The organism is uncultured Dokdonia sp. (assembly GCF_947492535.1).
Classification (GTDB): domain Bacteria; phylum Bacteroidota; class Bacteroidia; order Flavobacteriales; family Flavobacteriaceae; genus Dokdonia.
Genome location: NZ_CANLNH010000004.1, coordinates 66,035 through 85,698, shown reverse-complemented (window position 1 = coordinate 85,698; position 19,664 = coordinate 66,035). Strand labels below are relative to the sequence as shown.

Annotated in this window: 16 protein-coding genes; 3 read left to right on the top strand and 13 right to left on the bottom strand. The window is 34.2% G+C overall.

Annotation, left to right across the window (positions count from 1 at the left end):
- Positions 1-123 precede the first annotated feature (123 nt).
- Positions 124-465, bottom strand: coding sequence for an antibiotic biosynthesis monooxygenase (locus tag Q1A60_RS06765; RefSeq protein WP_299764219.1), 342 nt, complete (start codon positions 463-465; stop codon positions 124-126).
- Positions 466-598: 133 nt separating this feature from the next.
- Here Q1A60_RS06765 and Q1A60_RS06760 point away from each other — a divergent pair, with 133 nt between their 5' ends.
- A complete protein-coding gene (locus Q1A60_RS06760; RefSeq protein WP_299764221.1) occupies positions 599-1,948 on the top strand; it encodes an alkaline phosphatase D family protein in 1,350 nt (449 codons plus the stop codon).
- 238 nt (positions 1,949-2,186) lie between these two features.
- Here Q1A60_RS06760 and Q1A60_RS06755 read toward each other — a convergent pair whose 3' ends face one another.
- The 5 genes from Q1A60_RS06755 to trxA all read right to left on the bottom strand — a co-directional run bounded on the left by Q1A60_RS06755 (position 2,187) and on the right by trxA (position 6,727).
- Positions 2,187-3,293, bottom strand: a complete 1,107-nt coding sequence (locus Q1A60_RS06755) for a trypsin-like peptidase domain-containing protein (RefSeq protein WP_299764223.1) — start codon at positions 3,291-3,293, stop codon at positions 2,187-2,189.
- Positions 3,294-3,596: 303 nt separating this feature from the next.
- On the bottom strand, positions 3,597-5,093 hold the full coding sequence (locus Q1A60_RS06750; protein ID WP_299764225.1) for a carboxypeptidase-like regulatory domain-containing protein: 1,497 nt from the start codon (positions 5,091-5,093) through the stop codon (positions 3,597-3,599).
- A gap of 133 nt (positions 5,094-5,226) precedes the next feature.
- A complete protein-coding gene (locus Q1A60_RS06745; protein WP_299764399.1) occupies positions 5,227-5,433 on the bottom strand; it encodes a hypothetical protein in 207 nt (68 codons plus the stop codon).
- 170 nt (positions 5,434-5,603) lie between these two features.
- The gene (locus Q1A60_RS06740; RefSeq protein ID WP_299764227.1) at positions 5,604-6,203 is read right to left on the bottom strand and encodes a thiamine phosphate synthase; all 600 of its coding nucleotides are present in this window, start codon (positions 6,201-6,203) and stop codon (positions 5,604-5,606) included.
- Between the two features lie 227 nt (positions 6,204-6,430).
- Entirely contained in the window at positions 6,431-6,727 is a 297-nt protein-coding gene (gene trxA, locus Q1A60_RS06735; protein WP_299764229.1) for a thioredoxin, read from the bottom strand.
- Between the two features lie 239 nt (positions 6,728-6,966).
- Here trxA and Q1A60_RS06730 point away from each other — a divergent pair, with 239 nt between their 5' ends.
- Positions 6,967-7,251: a DUF2188 domain-containing protein gene (locus tag Q1A60_RS06730; protein ID WP_299764231.1), complete on the top strand. Its 285-nt coding sequence runs from the start codon at positions 6,967-6,969 to the stop codon at positions 7,249-7,251.
- A gap of 99 nt (positions 7,252-7,350) precedes the next feature.
- On the opposite strand, the gene Q1A60_RS06725 is transcribed toward Q1A60_RS06730, so the two are convergent.
- The 4 genes from Q1A60_RS06725 to acs form a co-directional block, all read right to left on the bottom strand.
- A complete protein-coding gene (locus tag Q1A60_RS06725; RefSeq protein WP_299764233.1) occupies positions 7,351-8,652 on the bottom strand; it encodes a hypothetical protein in 1,302 nt (433 codons plus the stop codon).
- A gap of 386 nt (positions 8,653-9,038) precedes the next feature.
- Complete coding sequence (locus tag Q1A60_RS06720; protein ID WP_299764235.1) at positions 9,039-10,730, bottom strand: hypothetical protein; 1,692 nt, start codon at positions 10,728-10,730, stop codon at positions 9,039-9,041.
- A gap of 71 nt (positions 10,731-10,801) precedes the next feature.
- Positions 10,802-11,629 carry a hypothetical protein gene (locus tag Q1A60_RS06715; RefSeq protein WP_300007444.1) on the bottom strand — a complete coding sequence of 276 codons (828 nt, stop codon included), beginning with the start codon at positions 11,627-11,629 and terminating at the stop codon, positions 10,802-10,804.
- A 684-nt stretch (positions 11,630-12,313) separates the two neighbouring features.
- Positions 12,314-14,221, bottom strand: a complete 1,908-nt coding sequence (gene acs, locus Q1A60_RS06710) for an acetate--CoA ligase (RefSeq protein WP_299764239.1) — start codon at positions 14,219-14,221, stop codon at positions 12,314-12,316.
- Between the two features lie 479 nt (positions 14,222-14,700).
- On the opposite strand from acs, the gene Q1A60_RS06705 reads away from it, so the two are divergent.
- On the top strand, positions 14,701-16,854 hold the full coding sequence (locus Q1A60_RS06705) for a response regulator (RefSeq protein ID WP_299764241.1): 2,154 nt from the start codon (positions 14,701-14,703) through the stop codon (positions 16,852-16,854).
- A gap of 119 nt (positions 16,855-16,973) precedes the next feature.
- Here the strand turns inward: Q1A60_RS06705 and Q1A60_RS06700 are convergent, their stop codons facing one another.
- The 3 genes from Q1A60_RS06700 to Q1A60_RS06690 form a co-directional block, all read right to left on the bottom strand.
- Positions 16,974-18,698 (bottom strand): sodium:solute symporter family protein, encoded by a 1,725-nt coding sequence (locus Q1A60_RS06700; protein WP_299764243.1) that lies wholly within the window; start codon positions 18,696-18,698, stop codon positions 16,974-16,976.
- Between the two features lie 72 nt (positions 18,699-18,770).
- Complete coding sequence (locus tag Q1A60_RS06695) at positions 18,771-19,346, bottom strand: TPM domain-containing protein (protein WP_299764245.1); 576 nt, start codon at positions 19,344-19,346, stop codon at positions 18,771-18,773.
- The gene (locus Q1A60_RS06690; RefSeq protein WP_299764247.1) at positions 19,336-19,596 is read right to left on the bottom strand and encodes a DUF4212 domain-containing protein; all 261 of its coding nucleotides are present in this window, start codon (positions 19,594-19,596) and stop codon (positions 19,336-19,338) included. Before Q1A60_RS06690 ends, Q1A60_RS06695 begins: the two co-directional genes overlap by 11 nt.
- Positions 19,597-19,664: the final 68 nt, after the last annotated feature.

Below are 19,664 nucleotides of genomic sequence, written 5' to 3'. Positions count from 1 at the left end.
AGTTTTACTTCCTCTGTCCTTTAACCAAGCGTTTATATAAGTACTTTAATGTGCCAAACTATTTCTATAAAACAAGAACACCTCTCTTAAACATATAAACGATTTACCTTTTAACTATAGCTATTAAAGTGCAGAAAAATCGTAGTGCCGTTCTACTTTACAAATACGTATGGTATACGCTTCATACCAAGTACTTTTTCCTTTGACTTGCGCTGCTTGATGATCTGTTTGAGCTTTCCATCTTGCAATATCTTCTAGGGTTTTCCAATAAGAAATCGTAATTCCTACTTCATTACGCGCATGGTCTATTCCTAAAAATCCAGGCATTCCTTGCGCAAGTTCTTCTAGATGCTGTGCAGCCATACTATAGCCTCTTGTGATACTTGTTTGCTCACTTGCAAAAATAACAGCGTAATAAGGGAGTTCTTGATGAAGTTTGGTTAAGAGTGAAGTCTTTAATGCCATACCAGATAGTTATCACCCAAAATTACTCTTTTATCTTGTGAATAAGTATAAAGTAAACTTGATTTCTTACTTTTAATACTAGCATAACGTAGGTATCCTTTCTTTTTAGAAACTTTGCATAAAACAACCCTCTATGAATCGTTCCATCTTCTCCTTTTTTGTCAGTGTTTTTATTTCAATATCCATTTTCCTGTCAACAGAACAGGCAGGCGCGCAAGCGGAACTATTACAATCAGGCCCTATGGTAGGGTATTCAGATTTTCGCGAAGCATTAATATGGGTCCAAACGAAGGCTCCTGCAGATGTGAAAATTGGATATTTCGCTCAAGGCGAAAAAGAGCGATTCACACAAACCGTCACTACCAATGTCGAAGGAGATCATATTGCAAAACTATATCCTAGCGAAGTAGCTTATGGAGTTACTTATACGTATAAACTATATATTAATAATCAATATATACCACGCCCGTATCCTTTAGAATTTCAGACGCAAACTTTATGGCAATATCGTATCGATCCGCCGTCATTTACCTTTGCCATTGGATCTTGTTTTTATAAAAATGAGCCTAAAGATGATCGTCCTGGAAGACCCTATGGTGATGCCTATGGAATCTTTGAAAGTATTGTTCAAAAAGACCCTGATTTTATGGTTTGGCTAGGAGATAATATCTATTTACGTACGCCCGATTTCCAAACCGAACAAGGTATACGTCATCGCAATAGAGAAGCTAGATCAACTAAAGAATTACAGCCTTTATTAGGAAGTGTGCATCACTACGCTATTTGGGATGATCATGATTATGGTCCAAACGATTCAGATCGTAGTTATGTACATAAAAAGATAGCCGAAAAAGCATTTAATGAGTATTGGGGAAATCCAAGTACCAATGCTACTGGAGAAGGAGGTATTACTGGTCAGTTTGTATGGAATGACGTTGAGTTTTTCTTGATGGATGATCGGTATCACAGAGCGCCTAATAGAAGTCTTGATTCGAGTAAAGATTATTTAGGAGAAGCCCAACTTACTTGGCTGATAGATGCACTTACCGCAAGCAAAGCTGCCTTTAAAATCGTATGCATTGGCGGACAAACGATTAGTGATGCTGCTGTATATGAAAACTATGTTACGTATCCAGAAGCACGCAACCGTTTATTAGATCGCATTGCTTCTGAAAAGATAGAAGGAATCGTATTTATGAGTGGTGACCGCCATCATACAGAGATTTCTCGTTTAGAACGTCCAGATGCATATCCGCTTATTGATATTACCTGTTCTCCACTTACCTCAGGAACTCATAAAGCACGTGATGAAGGCAATACACTTCAAGTAAAAGATAAAACCTATTATGATCGCAACTTTGGGCTTGTGAATGTTTCAGGTGCTTATGGAGAACGTACCTTACTTCTGACTATTTACGATGAGAAAGGGCAAAAAGTATGGGATTATAGTATCGCACAAGAGGAGTTAAGGTATCAAAAGTAAATCCGGAGCTTCGGTACAATTTTCGCTTCCGCGAAAATCACTCAGTCACCTTTGATAGTAACAATGATAAGACATTGAATGATACGCTAATTAGATTATATCGAAATACAGGTATAATACGTTTTCGCGAAAGCAAAAAATTATTCAGCCACCTCAACCTATTTTTACAACAGGAATTGAGGTGTCAAAAATAAATCTCTCCCCTTCACCTTCTACCAGTGAGAGAGAAAATTAATTGTTAGTTCTTCACCAAGAAATTACGACGGGTATCCGTAATATCTAGTGTAGCGGTATATTCTTTACCTTCTCTGAGGTAGCGTATGTTTATTTTATTTTCGTCTGCATGTGCACTTTTAGAATGCTCTAGACAGTCTACATGACACGTTACTTGTTTTCCTATTTGAAGAATAATATCGCCTCCAAATAAAATCTCTCTTCCTGCTACATTGGCTGAAATATAGCCTCCTCGTAAGCCAGCTTTTTCTGCAGGACTATTAACTGCTACACGTTGTATTAATAATCCACCATTTTGAATTGGGAGATTGAATAATCTTGCATATTCTTCTTGTGTCAGGAAAATACTTTCTACCCCTACCCAAGGACGGTCTTCAAAAGCAAGTAAATCTTTTGCTGTATTGATAGATACGACCATACCAATACCTTGAAACCCGCCAGATACTGTCAAAATACTGGATGCAATTCCCACAACTTCACCTTGCGAATTAAAAAGCGGACCTCCACTGTTTCCTGAATTAATTGCTGCATCTGTTTGGATGAATTCTACTCGAACGGTTCCGTCATACAATCGGTCGTCTCCCCTAAAGGCCGAAATGATTCCTGATGAAAAAGAATTTTCAAGACCATACGGACTTCCTATAGCATATACGTTTTGCCCTACCACGAGATTATCTGAATCTCCTAGCTTTGCATGAGCGAGTGTAGGATCTAACACCTTCAATTGTAATAAGGCAATATCGGCTGTTTTTTCACTAAAAAGGATAGTGGCTTTACGCATCTTTCCATCTTGTGTTTTTACTAAAATTTCAGAAGCGCCATCTACCACATGTGCTGCAGTAAGGATATAACAATCATGAGAAATAAGCACCCCAGACCCTTGACCTTGACTCTTAATAGCCCCTTTTTCTGTATAGTTATTTGAGGTTGTAAAAATAGTGACAACCGCAGGTAATACTTTTTTATAGATATTAGAAACCGTAGTTTCTTCTTGACTTAAATAGGTAGGCGTTGTTCTTTTTTTAGGACTAGCATGCGTACCTGTAGTTTGAGCTATCAAGAATGTAGAAACACTAAAAAGGCTTATCAATAAGAGAATATACTTTCTCATGACATAAAAGGTTTTTGATTTATAAAATGATTGTCAGTAAGCGTATAATAACTTACAACCGATTTGTCGAACAAAAATCAAAAACCTTATTTTTTTGTCATTTTTTCCTTTATAAATATTCTTTTACATCTTATAAGTATCTATATATACTTTCGCGAAAGCGTATACTTTTAAAACAAAAAAGGAATCACCCCTCACCTTCATCCTCTCCCTGAGGGAGAGGAAATAAACTATATTAATTAGGTGAAATTATATGGGTATAAAATCCTTTCTCCTTGAAGGATAAGACTAGGATGAGGAAAATTACTCCACTACCTCAAAAGCTTGGATGGCTGCATTGGGTTCCATAATGCTATATCCTGTCCAAAAATTAGGGTCGTACTTAGATAAATACGTTGCTTTTATATTTTCATTTTCAGAAGCAGCTTCATAAGCCGTGTCTGAAATATCTTCAGAGTTAAATACCACCATCTCATATTTAGATACGGAAGTTCCTTGTACATCTAACGCAAGTGAAAGCTCATTTTGCTTACGACGTCCTTTCACATGCTTGTTTTTTTCGATCACTTTTAAAGGACGATCTACACCAAAGTAATTTCCGTTTTCAAGTTCTAAATATCGCGGGCTATAACTACCGTTATTATTTTTTGCAAATAACATCTTCCCTCTATATACATTTTCTCCATATCTGATGCCTAATAATCCAAAGGTAAATAGTGGACGCACATTATCAAATTCTAATCGTACAATGGCAAAATCATTGGTATTTACAAAAGCAGTTCCTTTGAAATCTTTTTTGCCTTTCGGCGAAAAGTCAATAATATATACTGGCTCCTGATCGATAAATGTATAATCTCTGATCTCAAACTCATAGCGATTTGATTTTTCCAGAATATCAATTTTAGAATCTTCATTAAAAAATAGCTGGGTATACAATTCTGAAATACGATCCTTCATTTGCTTTTGAAAGTAGTTTTTTTCACTTGCATTTTCTACTTCTACTTTTACTTTATTAGCATCTTCATTAGCCGCTGTGATAGAATCTAATTGTACCTTCGTTCCAAATAATCCTGACTTGATTTTAAGGTATGAGTCTGGTTTTACGTTTTCTTTAAAAATCGTTTCAAGACGTTCACTAAGACCATCTACAGATATGTCTTTAGATTTATCATATAGTTCGGCAGCTTTATCAATATGAAACTTATGCTTCTTGTAATTTCCATAAAAATCACCCACCACTTCACGATAATACGAAGATTCACGTGGTACAAGTGTCGCAATACTATCTATGAGTTCTTTATTTAACTCTTCAATGGTTGATTTTTTAAACCCAAAATCCACTTTTTTCATGGTATTAAAATCCGATTGTCTAAAGAAAATCTTCTTTTTAGAGAGGTCTTGTACATAGTAGTTTTTATCTAGGTTTTCTTTTACTTTTTCAATCACTTCCTTTGCCGAAAGTGGATTACTTGAAAGAAACACTCCTTTTAACTCAAATGATTTTGGCGCCAAATGAATAATACTATCTGTAAGTGATGCTAGTAAAACTCCTTTACGCTCATATCCCATCGAAGAGATATAGACAGAATCTTTTATTTTTTTTAATTGCGCTTCGGTTATGGTAAAGATTCCATCCTCATTAGAAATAACACCTTGATTTTCTGAAAGCTCAATAGTAGCAAATGGAATAGGTTCTTGCGTTTTACCATCTATAAGAGTTGCCGACACCGTTTGTGCAGCCATACTAGAGACCCATAATCCTGTAAGTATTGTGATGATGTATTTGATAAGTGTTGTCATGATGAATGATTGTTTTTTTATAAAGACGCAAGATTTTTACAAATGGTTGCCTGATCTTTTTTTTCATGACGATTTTAAGGAGGGTGTGTTACTTTCTCCTCACCTTAATCCTCTCCCATAGGGAGAAGAAATGTTATTCTTTCTGAGCTTTGATTTTTTCATTCAGTGCTTTTAAACGTGCTTTATGCGCTTCTTTTTTTTCACGTTCTTTCTTTTTCTTTTGAGCCATGAGCTTAGAATGCTTGGCTTTATTTTTTGTGTTTTTAGTACTTCCTGCTTTTGCCATAGTTAAATATAGGAATAATTGAGTCGGCATTTCGATACATTTTGCTTTCAACAAAACACTCAATGTCCTTGCTTCTGGTTTTAATAGAAAGAGAATCGTAGGTCATTGGGTAATTATGCCTCGGGGAGAATGTTGAGATGAAGGTATTCCTTCAAAACCCTCACCTTCATACTCTCGCAGAGTGAGAGGAAATACTATTCTTACAAGCTCGATTTCGCGCCTGCCTATTCGACAGATAGGAAAGCGGATTGCATTTCTTTAAACGCTTGTACGGGATCAGGGGCATTCCAAACGCCACCTAGTGCGCCTACGCCTTTGAAACCGAGTTTGACGGCTTCTGGAGTGGTTTGTGCATTGATACCGCCCATGCCTGCTATAAATTTAGGGATGTCTCTCACATCAAATCCTCTGCCTTTCATATCACTCTTAGAAATGGCCGAAAATACAGGACTGAGCAGATGGTAGGCAAAAGCTACTGATTGCGCTGCGAGGTCTTCAGGTTCGTGATAGGAACTACTCACCACAAACTCTTTATCTGTAAAGGAGGTTACATAGCTTTCTAATTGATCGCCTTGTACACGCCATTTACGTTCTTCCAGATGAATTCCTTTTAACGGGAATTCAGCAGTGAGTTCGTGATGAAAATTATGTGTCATCATATATTGATAATACTGCGGATCGACTTGATCTAAGTAGGCACGATGCTGATCTAACGAAGCATTTGGTTTTCTAAAATGGAAGTGTTCTAATCCTGCTTCAAAGAGTTGATGTAGGGTTTTGATTTCAGTATTGCTGGTTTGTTCTGGAGATATAAGGAGGATCATAGTATGTTTGTCTTCATTCCCACACTTCGACTATGCTCAGCATAAACTCCGTTGGAAATCTCATCATAATGTAAAAATACGCTTTAATTTATCTATGAAGAATTGAATTGGTTTTATTAGGCTTATGGATTCTTTTTTCATTCCCGCGAAGGTGGAAATCCTAAGCTCTGAAACTTAATGTAAAAAAGAATCAGATTCCCGCCTTCGCGGGAATTAATTTGTTATTACTAACTAGACGTAATCACTTGCTTTAACTGTTCTTTTTGTACTACACCCGACTGTCGCCAGACTTGTTTACCGTTTTTGTATAGGATCATGGTTGGGACACCGCGCACTTGGTATTTGGTCGCTAGAGGTTGGTTTTTATCTACGTCTATTTTGATGATTTTAACGGCATCACCTAGCTCATCTTTGACTTGTTCTAGGATAGGCCCTAAGGTTTTACAAGGACCGCACCATGTGGCATAAAAGTCAACTAAAACAGTTGGTGAACTAGATATAATGGTTTGAAAAGAGGATTTCATTTTTTTGATGTAAAATTAAGGATATAAAAATAGTATAACAAAGTCGGCATTTCGGTGCATTTTGCTTTCAGCAAAACACTCAATGTCCTTGCATTTTGTTTTGTAATAAAAACATAGGACATTGAGTGATTTTAAAATCCTGAAAAAGGATTTTGAAATAGTACCGAAATGACCGGATAATCAAATAGACCAACATTCTAAAAATATAGTATATTGAACATCATGTAATTACATGAACTATGTCCAAAGAAAAGTCCTGGAAACAGCTCATTTTAGATCTTGCAAAAGCCATCTCTGAAAGTTTAAGTGGCACCTCACGAGCTAGAACTTGGCACCAACATGTCGTGCCGTATGAGGAGGGTTGGGCAGTACGCCGTGAAGGAAATAAACGGATCACCTCCAAACATCGAAAACAGAGTACGGCTATTACTAAAGCTAAAGTTATCGCTAAAAGAAAAAAAGCCGATGTGATTATTCATCGCGCGAGTGGTGGGATACGAGAGCGGATTGGGTATGGGGATTGAAAGATAAGTTTTTAGTTATTTATGTTTCTGAATATAATCGTCTTTAACTAGGGTTTTGTTTTATAATTTTAGAGTTTATTCTTCACAAACAATTCAGCATCAGTAATATGACAATCTGTAATAATGTAAATTTTTAAAATAATAAAACCCTAAAATTATAAGTAACAAAAAATAGATAGTCAAATGCCAATAGAAACTATAAGTAATTAAAACCGTAATAGAAGTAGAGATCATTATCAAATTAAAAATAGTTAATCTTAAAAAGTGAAATTTTAAGATACTACCAAACCTTCTCGTGTAATCATCTATCAGCTTAAAGTCATCAATAATAAAAAGAATAGAAAAATTCAGAATACTTAAGTATATACTTTGGTGACCATAAATAATAAACATTTCTGCTAATGCAAGATTCACAACATAAAATGATATTTGACAAAAGAAAAGTGTTTCACTATTATTTAAATTTATAACCGATTGCACATTATTTTCAATGTCATTTCTTACAGGTAAAATCGCAATTATAAGAAAAGAAAATAAGCTTTTATTTAAGACCTCTTTATATATATAAGACATTAAATAAAACAAAATAAGTATTGAAGATATCCTAATTGGTAATACTCCTAATACATTTTCCTTATTAACCCATTCAGAAAAACCAATATTTAAAAGATTATATATACCATTAAATATTGAAAAAAAACCAAAAAACAAACCTATTGCTAAGACTACAGATATAAAAAAATATTTTAAAAAACTCCATCTTATAATTCTATATTCAAAAAATGTGCTTTCCCTTTTCAAAAAAGCATTATTAAAAATAAAGAATATAAATACTGTGAGAATAAGAGAAAAATAAACTCCTTTATTATAATTGTCTACACTTCCTGTGTTTACTACAATCCAATCAAAAATTCCTAAATCCCTGATTTTAAAAGAAATTTCTAAATTTTTCAATGATCTAAACACAAAAATAAAAAGAAAAAAAACTAATGAAAATGAAACCAATCTGTAAGTTAAATATTGGAGATTAGAAAATAAAGTATTTATTTTTGAGAAATTTATATTTAAATAATAGTTTCCAAATTGTCGTGATATTGACTTAGAATTATAAAGAGTTATAAATATTGAAATAAAACCAGCTATTAATATACCATTAAGATAAAGGCCTATAAGAGGCACATCCAACGACTTGTTAATGTAATCTAAGGGAGGAGCGTCAAAAAGAAGCAACAATGCATAGAGAAGAAATATTAGTTTTAATATGTTAAACAATGACTTAATATTGATTAAATAAACTAATCGTTCGATTATTGAGCCATAATTTTTTATCTGAGTTTCAGAATAAAAATCTATAAATAAAAGAACTACCCCAACACAAATTGAACCTAAACCTATTACCATTTTATAATTTTAATTCAAATTAACATAAGTAATACTTTAACACAGCTATGCTTAGTAATACAATTTTACTTTGAATTTAGGGGGTGAATCTTGAAATGTGAAGATACGCTTTTCTAGGAAGAGTTATTTTACGGGTTTCCGTAAGAAGAGGTTAGGGAATGAGGAGACGGCATTTCGGTACAATTTATAAAGTGCTTTCCGCACTTTATAAATCACTCAATGTCCTGTGATACTAACTATACAAGCAACTCCACTTTATGAATCTACATGTAAGGCGGCTGAGTGATTTTCGCAGAAGCGTAAATTGTATCGAAGTCCCGAATTAGAAAACAAAACTTCTATTACAGAAAACTGTGAAGAGAAGCTTCTAAAAATGTATGATAGATTTATAATTGTGAAGAAAAATTAACTGGTAAACCTACATTAAATCCAAATCTCAAATTTTGGTCAGATCCATCTGGAGATTTTGATAAATCACTTCGATCTGCAAAGATTTGTAATGTCAATAAATTTGTCTTTTTTGATTTATTTTTTAAATTAAATAAGGTTCCTAAACGTAAATTATATCTTTCTGTACGGTCACTTATTTCTCCTTCTATTCCAAAACGTTTTCTATAACCTACAACCCCAAAAACACCTACATAATCATTATAAGGATACAAATAAACTTCAGCTTGACCTGCTATAGAAAAACCATAGTCATAGTCTATTCCATTAGCATTTGTATATCCTGTTATATTTTGTGTTGTTGTAATTGGGCTATCTCCTATCATATCTCCTGTCGGTAGAATAACTTGAAAATCTTGGCTCGTAAAATCTGAAAAGTTTGATGTGCGTTCTAAAGTATTACTTACTCTAAAATAAACTCTTCTAAAAAAAGAATCTGGAACTCCAGATTGACGAAAGTAATTATATGAAATTGTTGCTCCATATACATCTCCTCGTACTCTCTCTAGATTATCTGATAGTGATGTTGTTTCATTAAATTCATAGATAGGAAGACTTTCTCGTTTATAGAAAGGAGATATTCCTATAAAATGTGCTTTTTTTGTATTCCATAATTTTTGTGCAACTTCAATTTCTTTAGTTTTTAAAGCTGTCTCAATAGAATCTAATTGTACTAAAGAAGCTTTAAACTCTTGGATTACTTTTAATGCATTAAGCTTTGAGGTCGCTTTCGTTTCAGTTACAGCATACGCGATTTGTTCAGCCATATCCTTATCATCTTTTTTAAAGACTGGAACTTGAGTCGTTGTAATCTTTGTTTTTGAACGACTGGGTATAATACTATCTATTTCAACAATGCTATCTTTTTTTAAATATGTAATATTCGAAGTATTTGATACATCGGTTCCATATTTCTGAGAAAGGTTTATAGCAAGTGAAGAATCATCAATATGGTATCCAAATTTTTCTTTGATTGTTTTTTCAAATTTTTCGTAAATATAAAGGTGATTTCTTTTTTTAACTCTTTTTTCATCTATAGTATCTGCAATGGATACTGGGAGTTTTAAGAATTTCATTTTTGCTAATGCCGTTTTATATTCTTTTATAACTTTTTCTATAATGGCTCTCTTTTCTAGTTCATTTTGTAAAATAGCCAATTGTACATGTTCATTTTTTATAGAATTATACTTTCTACCTCCTCCAAATGGAATAAAGATATTAGTAGTTAAGGTGGCACTTGTACTTCCGTTATCATTATCAAAAAAATAAACCCCATCATCAGAAGTAAATTCTCCATCTACTGTGAGTAAAAACTTATTAAATACTTTAGGGATGGCTCCACTCAATGTAATTGTTGATTTATCATTACTTAGAGAATAGTCAAAACCTTGATTTGGAGTATTTTCACCTACAATCAAGTAATTTAAATCTCTAAATACTAGTTCAGTAAAAGAAAAGTTTGAAACTAGTTTGTTTGCATCAAAATAAACATCATCTATATTTTCAATACTCCCGTCTGATGTTAATTTTAGTGTCTTAGTTGTTGTATTGTTCGTTGGTGTTTGCTGCGCATGTATACTAGCTGTAATTAGTACTAAAAATAGATAGATACATTTTTGAAGATGTTTCATAATAAACAATTTATTTCATCTCAAAAATAGAATATCTAACCATATAAAATATACCCAATAAAGGGTATTCATCACAAATCCATTACTTCTCCAATACGTAATGCAATACTGTATGGGTATTTATTTGCATTGGGAATAGGATTTTCTGCATGTTCTTCTTCTTCATTAAGAAAATTAATTGCCTCTTTTAAAGCTTTACTTCGTTTCTTTTTCTGCTTTTTTAAATCGTCTTTACTAACAATTATTCTATTTTTAATACGATTAATAATTTCTAAGCTAGTAGGCTTACAACCCTCTTGTTTCTGATCAGTTCCAAGAAAAAAATTATATAGTTTTATATAGTCATATAGACTCATCGTTTTCTTCCCTTTGTACATAGGAACTTCTTTTCCTTCTTTAGTATACTGACCTTTAGGAAAATAATACGTCAACCACTTTGCAAATGTATCACGGTGTTCTATACCTATTTCTTCTCTTACTTTTGATATTGGAACTTTTGTTATTTTGAGTACATCAATTATTCCTATAATAGCTGCTCCTATAATTCCGAATACTGGAATTGCAGTCATCTTTCTCAAAATAGCTCCTAACTCTTCAAATTCCAATGTCTTATACATCATATTGCTTTTGTATAAATTAAGAAACACCTCTGACATATTATCAGCATTTTCAATAGGTTCTCCTATACATTTTATCTCTGACAGATAAAACTCTTCTCTCAATAAAATATCAAAAAACTGCTCATTAGTCTCTGAACGTTCCTTTACATTTTGAAGAACGGCTTGAACAGCTTCGGGTGTACCATGTTTAGCAGCCAAAAAAACTAAAGCAAATTCTTCAATTAAATGGATATTTTTTACGTAATAATTATGTATACTTTCAAATAATAATTTCATCATTATCTATTTAATGAGACGACTATGATATTACAGTCGTCTCATATAAATTCAACATCATTTTTTCTTCCCTTTATATAATTTATTATTAGGATTCAGGTGATTAGCGCGATTATCTAAATCTTGCTGTGTAGGTTTATAGCCATTTTTAAAGCCTTTCATAATTTTATAATTTATGAATTATTCTTACTCTTTAAAGGATTTTCAGAATCTCCTTTTGAACATTCAATCCAAAAATAGATATCAAAAAAAAGGGATATGTCAAATTTTAGGCGATAGATTATTTGTTATCAATATTCTACTTCAAAAATATGTAAATATCTAATAATAAATATTTTACATAAATTAATTAATTCAATCATTTCAGTTTCTAATTAAACTAAAAAGAAGAAAAATAGAGTAACACTCTAAATTAGAGTACTACTCTATTTTTGATTTAGAGATAAGAATGAGATTTTATTACATGAATAGATCACACACCCCTTACTCCCCTCTTCATAGAGGGGAAATCCATACATTTTAGTTTTAAAATCGAGCACTTCGATAGGCTATGTGTGACAATAGTACTTATAGACGAATAATAAGATACATTCGTCACCATTTCGCGAAAGCGAAATCACCAAAAAATCCCTTCTCTTCAAGGGAGAAGGCTAGAGCCTGTGCTAAACTTGTTTCAGTAATGAGGGATTACAATGCTTCCTGTATCACCGCTTCCACCACTTCAGGGTTGAGTAATGTGCTGATATCCCCTAGCTGATCGCTTTCGCCGTGAGCAATTTTACGAAGAATACGACGCATGATTTTTCCTGAGCGAGTTTTAGGGAGTCCTATGGTAAATTGAATTTTATCAAGCTTAGCGATAGGTCCTATTTTTTCAGTAATGACCTGATTGATTTCTTTACGAAGATTGTCGTGATTTCTAGTTTCGCCGGTTTCTTTTAGAATCACATATCCGTATAGTGCATTTCCTTTAATATCATGTGGAAAGCCTACAATGGCACTTTCGGCGACAGCGGGATGTTCATTGATCGCATCTTCGATGGGTGCAGTTCCTAGATTATGTCCTGACACAATAATGACATCGTCTACACGACCTGTGATGCGGTAATATCCTGTGGCATCTCTAAAAGCGCCATCACCGGTGAAGTACTTTTTCGCGAAAGCGGAAAAATACGTATCTATATAGCGTTGGTGATTTCCCCAAATAGTTCGCGCCATGGATGGCCATGGAAATTTGACACAAAGACGGCCGTCGACCTGGTTGCCTTCTATCTCCTTTCCATGTTCATCCATCAATGCGGGTTGAATACCGGGTAATGGCAAGGTTGCAAATGTAGGAATAGTAGGTGTTGCAAATGGAATAGGACTAATCATAATACCGCCCGTTTCGGTTTGCCACCATGTATCTACAATGGGACTTCGCTTCTTCCCGATGTTATCATTATACCAATGCCATGCTTCTTCGTTAATTGGTTCGCCTACGGTACCTAAAACTTTCAGAGAAGTGAGGTTATATATTTCGACAAATTCTAAATTCTCTTTGGCCAATGCGCGTATCGCTGTGGGTGCCGTATAAAATTGGGTGATCTTATGCTTTTGAACAATCTCCCAAAATCGTCCCCAATCAGGATAGGAAGGTACGCCTTCATACATCACGGTTGTTGCACCATTTGCTAAGGGTCCGTATACAATATAACTATGCCCAGTAATCCATCCTATATCAGCCGTACACCAATAGATATCTTCTTCTTCATACTGGAACACATTCTTAAATGTATATGCGCTATAAACCATATATCCTGCAGTGGTATGTACCATTCCTTTGGGTTTTCCAGTAGATCCTGATGTATACAAAATAAATAAAGGGTCTTCTGCATCCATGAGTTCAATAGGACAGTGAGCAGATGCTGCATCTACTAAAGGTTGTACCCAATGATCTCGTCCTTCTTTTATCATGATGTCTGAGTGAATTCTTTTGACAACAAGCACGTTTTCTATAGTAGGAGTCTCTTCTAGGGCTTCATCTACAATGCCTTTAAGGTCTATGGTTTTGCTTCCGCGAAAAGAGCCATCACTGGTAATTACCATGCTACACTTGGCATCATTAATACGGGTTGAGAGTGCAGTTGCCGAAAACCCTGCAAATACCACCGAATGTATCGCACCAATACGTGCGCAGGCTAAAACTGCAATAGCGAGCTCAGGAATCATCGGTAAATAAATACAGATACGATCTCCTTTTTTGATGCCTTTATCTTTTAATACATTGGCAAATTTACATACGCGGGTATGGAGTTCTTTATAGGTAATATGTTCTGCAGGATCCTTAGGATTATTCGGTTCAAAAAGAATAGCCGTTTTATCTCCGCGAGTTTCTAAATGCCTGTCTATACAGTTTTCTGTAATATTGAGTTGTGCTCCTTCAAACCAGCGAACTTCTGCGGTATCTGAATTCCAGTTTAAAACAGTATTCCATGGTTTTTGCCAAACAAAATTCTTTTTAGCAATTTGTTCCCAAAATTGCTCTGGCTGATCTACAGAATGGCGATATACTTGAAAATAATGTTCGAGATTTTGGATATGGTATAAATTCATATATCAATACTACATTTAGAATCATTAAAATTACCACTTTAAATGTATTCAAACAATCTTCGACACTATAGAAATCACGTTAATTTGATCTAAACAATTTTTATAAAAACACCTATTGTGCATTTTGAGTAATTTCATCGATTTTTACCTAATCCGAAAAGGAATATCGACGAAATCTTTAGTTCTTCCTTTAGCATTGAGGTAAAGGATTGAAAATTTTACTAGAAAATCAGAACAATAAACATCTAAATACACAACGGGTTAAAAACATATTATACATACGGTTTTCCTAAAAAAAGAGGTTTATATACTCAAAATCTGCATATCTTACGATTTTAGACAAAATATTAATACATATGCGTATCTATTTAAAGATAAAATAGTTATATTTCTGATCCCAAACTAATTTGATGTTTAAAACCCCGAATATCTTACTTGTTTTCTTTTGCCTGTTATGTCTTCCTATAACAGCGCAGGAATTGCAACATTCTGAAAATCTCACAGATATTCCGTATACCTATACCAGTGTTCAAATAGATTCTATGATTGCTATTTTACGTAATGACTTTTATAAAGCTAATTACGATAAGGTTATAGAAAAAGCCCCAGACCTTATTAATAACGCACGTGATATTGAATATAAAGCTGGAGAAAGAGGTCTTATATCTGTATTAGGAAATACATTTATACAACTAGACGATATAGATAAAGCAGATGAGCTTTTTAATAAAACGCTTGCAAGAGCTAAACGCGAAAAAGATACGCTTCTTACTGGAGTCTCCTATATTAATTTAGGAAACACCTATTTTAAAGAAGATCCTAAAAAAGCAATTTCATATTTCGAAAAATCCCTTAAAATAGGGCAAGAAGCAAAAGACGATCGTTTTAATTTTATTTCTCTAAATAATCTCTCTGAACTTTATATAGGTATTAAAGAGCCAGATAAAGCGCAATACTATGTCGATAAGACATTGCCTATGGCATCTAATTCTCCTATTTTAGAAGATCGTAAAGATGAATATATGGCTACTGTATATCACGTACAAGGAGCTATTTATTTACAAAAAAAACAATATGATAAAGCCATAGAGTATATCCAAAAATCTATGGAGATTGGGAAAGACAAATACCAAGAAGAAACATTATTTAACAACTACAAATACTTATTACAGGCGTATGACGAAACAGCACAGTATGAACAAGTAAATGTTGTTAGGAAACAATATGATTCTTTAAGAGACGAACGATATGAAGCTGATAAGATTTTACAACAACAAATTGCACGTTCCAAATTTAATTTAGATCAATATGAACAGCGATTAAAAGCTTCGGAACTTGAAAAGCTTCTAGCACAACAAAAAGCATCTAAGAGTAAACTACTCTCTACGTTCTCCTTAATAGCAGGAAGTATTTTATTACTTTTTATTGGACTTTTATTATATGTGCGACGTAAACGTTTTAAATTATTAAAAGATCTAAAAGCCAAAAACCAACAATATTTAGAAGCCAAAGAAAAATCTGAAAAGCTTACACAAGCAAAAACACAACTTTTCTCAACCATTAGTCATGAGCTGCGCACACCTCTATACGGTATCATAGGTTTATCTTCTATCTTACTTAAAGATCCAAAACTTCAGAGCCATTTAGAAGATCTTACCTCTCTTAAATTTTCTGCAGATTATCTTCTTGCCTTGGTAAATGATGTATTAAATTTAAACAAGCTAGAGTCTCAAACGGGACAAGTTATTCAAAATAGTAATTTTAAATTAGAAGCACTTATTCATAGTATTACACAGTCGTTTGAGTTTATTAATCAGCAAAATAACAACTCTGTTTATATTGATATAGACCCTACCATTCCTAAAACATTAGTGGGTGACCAAGTTAAAATCTCGCAGATATTAATGAACTTGGTAAGCAATGCCAGTAAGTTTACACAAGATGGACGTGTTGATGTTATTGTAAAAAAACAACGTGTAGATAATCAAAATGTATCGCTTCTATTTATGATTAAAGATACTGGTATTGGTATTCCAGAGGAGCAACAGGAAAAAATATTTGAAGAGTTTATTCAAGGCACCAATCTAAGTAAATATGAAGGTACTGGTCTTGGACTTCCAATAGTAAATAGAATTCTTACTATTTTAGGAAGTAAACTCATGTTTGAAAGTACTTATGGTAAAGGAACTACTTTTTCTTGTGTGTTGACTTTTTCGAAGAATGTATTCTCAGAGGAGAGTAGATCAGTAGAAGATGTATGCATAAAAAAGTTACAAGACAAGAAAATCTTAATCGTCGACGATAATAAGATTAATCAGTTGGTGACACAAAAAGTACTTGAGCAACACGGTATGTTACACGGTATTGCAGATAATGGACTCGATGCTATAGAAAAAGTAAAAGAGCAATCCTATGATGCCATTCTTATGGATGTAAACATGCCAGTAATGAATGGACTTGATTCTAGTAGAGAGATTCGTAATATTGGATTAAATACTCCTATTATTGCCTTAACAGCGATCAATGCGATCAACCCAGAAAAAGATTTTGGTTCTTATGGTATTGATGATGCTATTGTAAAACCCTACAAGACAGAGCAACTCTTAGAATTACTTCTTAAGTATATTAATTAGAATTTTAACGTATACGCTTTCGCGAAATTGAACTTGCGAGACCAGCCTGTCAGCAGGCAGGAGCGAAAACCAAACTTGCGCCATTCATAACCAAAGGGAGAGCAAAGCGATAAAGCGTACTAATGACTACTTGCTTCTCCAGCACCACTTGGAATTCTAATGGTTTCTACAATTTCTTGAACTTCTTCTGGTGGATCTGGTGTAAAACGATTTACAATAAGGGCTACTATAAAATTAACAATCATAGCAATACTTCCAAATCCTTCTGGTGAAATCCCAAACCACCACTCTTTTTGAAGTCCCGCTACTGCAGTTTTTCCTCCGTCAAAAACACCAAACTTAAACTTCAGCATATAAAAAATCATGAGGGTAATACCGACAATCATTCCAGCAACAGCGCCTTCTTTATTCATTTTTTTATAGAAAATCCCTAACACAATAGCAGGAAAGAAAGAGGCAGCAGCTAGTCCAAAAGCAAGCGCAACAACAGCAGCAACAAATCCTGGTGGATCAATTCCAAAATAACCTGCAATGACAACAGCAACTGTTGCAGCACCGCGTGCAATCCATAGTTCTTGCTTATCTGTTAAATCTGGTTTAAATGTTTTCTTTACCAAGTCATGCGATACTGAAGATGAGATTACAAGTAATAATCCTGCTGCTGTAGACAATGCAGCTGCGAGTCCGCCGGCGGCTACAAGGGCAATCACCCATGCAGGAAGGTTGGCAATCTCAGGGTTTGCTAATACCATGATATCTCTATCGACTGTAAGTTCATTTGCAGGTTGTCCATTTTCTGCTTTCGCGAAAGCGGTATACTGCACTTTTCCATCGCCATTTTTATCTTCAAACGTAATGAGTCCTGTTTCTTCCCATTTGGTAAACCATTCTGGCATTTCTGAATACGGTTGATCACTTACAGTAGTAATCATATTAGTCCTTGCAAATACCGCAACAGCTGGTGCTGTGGTATATAAAATAGCAATCAGCAACAAGGCAATTCCTGCCGATTTACGGGCATCTTTCACACGCTTTACCGTAAAAAACCTGACAATCACATGTGGTAATCCAGCAGTTCCTACCATTAATGCCAAAGTGATCATAAATACATCTACTTTTGATTTAGATCCATTGGTATATTGTGCAAATCCTAAGTCTTGTGAGAGTCCGTTGAGTTTATCTAAAAGATAGGTGCCATCTTCTACTGTGCCACCCATCCCTACTTGTGGAATTGGGTTTCCTGTCATTTGAATAGAGATAAAAATAGCAGGTACCATAAACGCAAAAATCAATACGCAGTATTGTGCTACCTGCGTATAGGTAATCCCTTTCATGCCACCGAGTACCGCATAAAACAGTACAATTGCCATTCCGATAATAACGCCTGTATTAATATCTACTTCTAGAAATCTAGAAAATACCAATCCTACACCACGCATTTGCCCGGCAACATAGGTAAACGAGACAAGTAACGCGCACAGTACAGCTACGACTCTAGCTGTTTTTGAATAATAACGATCGCCTATAAAATCAGGGACGGTAAACTTTCCAAACTTCCGGAGATAAGGTGCTAATAATAATGCCAGAAGTACATAGCCTCCTGTCCATCCCATGAGATATACAGAACCGTCATACCCTCCAAAAGAGATAATCCCTGCCATCGAAATAAACGAAGCAGCACTCATCCAATCGGCAGCAGTGGCCATTCCATTTGCCCATGGAGATACACCGCCTCCAGCAACATAAAACTCTTTGGTAGATCCTGCGCGAGACCATATCGCAATGCCTATATAAATGGCAAACGTGACGCCTACAAGTATATATGTCCAGGTTTGTACGTTCATTTGTGTAATGGTTTATGAAATGATTTTATATGTTTAACTCTCGGCATATATGAAAGCAATTTTCTAATTAATTTAATCCCACTTATTTATTAATGCCATTATTGTTTTTTCAGTTCCATCATAGAAATCTCCTTTTTTAAATGCTGGAATACTGATTTGATCAATAATGTTTTTACATATCTCATCTGTTAGAATTTTTTCAGTTCCTAATCCAGTTGAGATTCTAATTTTCTGAAGCTTTTTACTGATAACAATTAAGAGTCCATTGTTTTTTTCTTTTTTACCAATCCCCCAATGATTACTTATTGCTGTTGAAAAATCATCGATAGTATCATAAGGCAACATAGAATCTATAGTTATTACGACAAGCTCTTTTGTTGTCTTTTTTTCATAGCTAATTAGCCTGTTTTCAAGTGTTTTTAGTTGCTCAGTAGAAAAAATTCCTTCAAAATCATTAACATATCCCTTCGGATTTGGGAATTGCGAACTTTCCTGTTGGATTGAAGTATTCTCTACAATGGCAGTTTCATATAAATCTTCTTTTTTGTTATTGTATTGACAAGCGGTTAAGCTTATAATTAAAACTCCAAAGATTATTTTTTTTAGATACATTTTTAATGCCTTATACGTTATTGCATTATTCATCATACCCATGTTTTTTGTCTAATCGATTCATTAACCAGACATATACAAAAATGAGAATGACAAATACATAGATAGATCCTTGTTGTGCAAACCAAAATCCTAGCGGGAATCCTCCTAAGCGAATGGTGTCTAAAGTATCTTTAAAGAGAATGCCAGCTCCATATGAAACAGCAAACCATATCAGAAGTAATACAAAAAGGTATTTGAGGTTTTTTTTCCAGTACGTTTTTGGCGTGTTAGGTGATGGTGTCATAAAGATACATGTGGGTTAGGCTACGTAAATTAGTAAATTAATTTGATACCTATTAGATCAGACCTTTA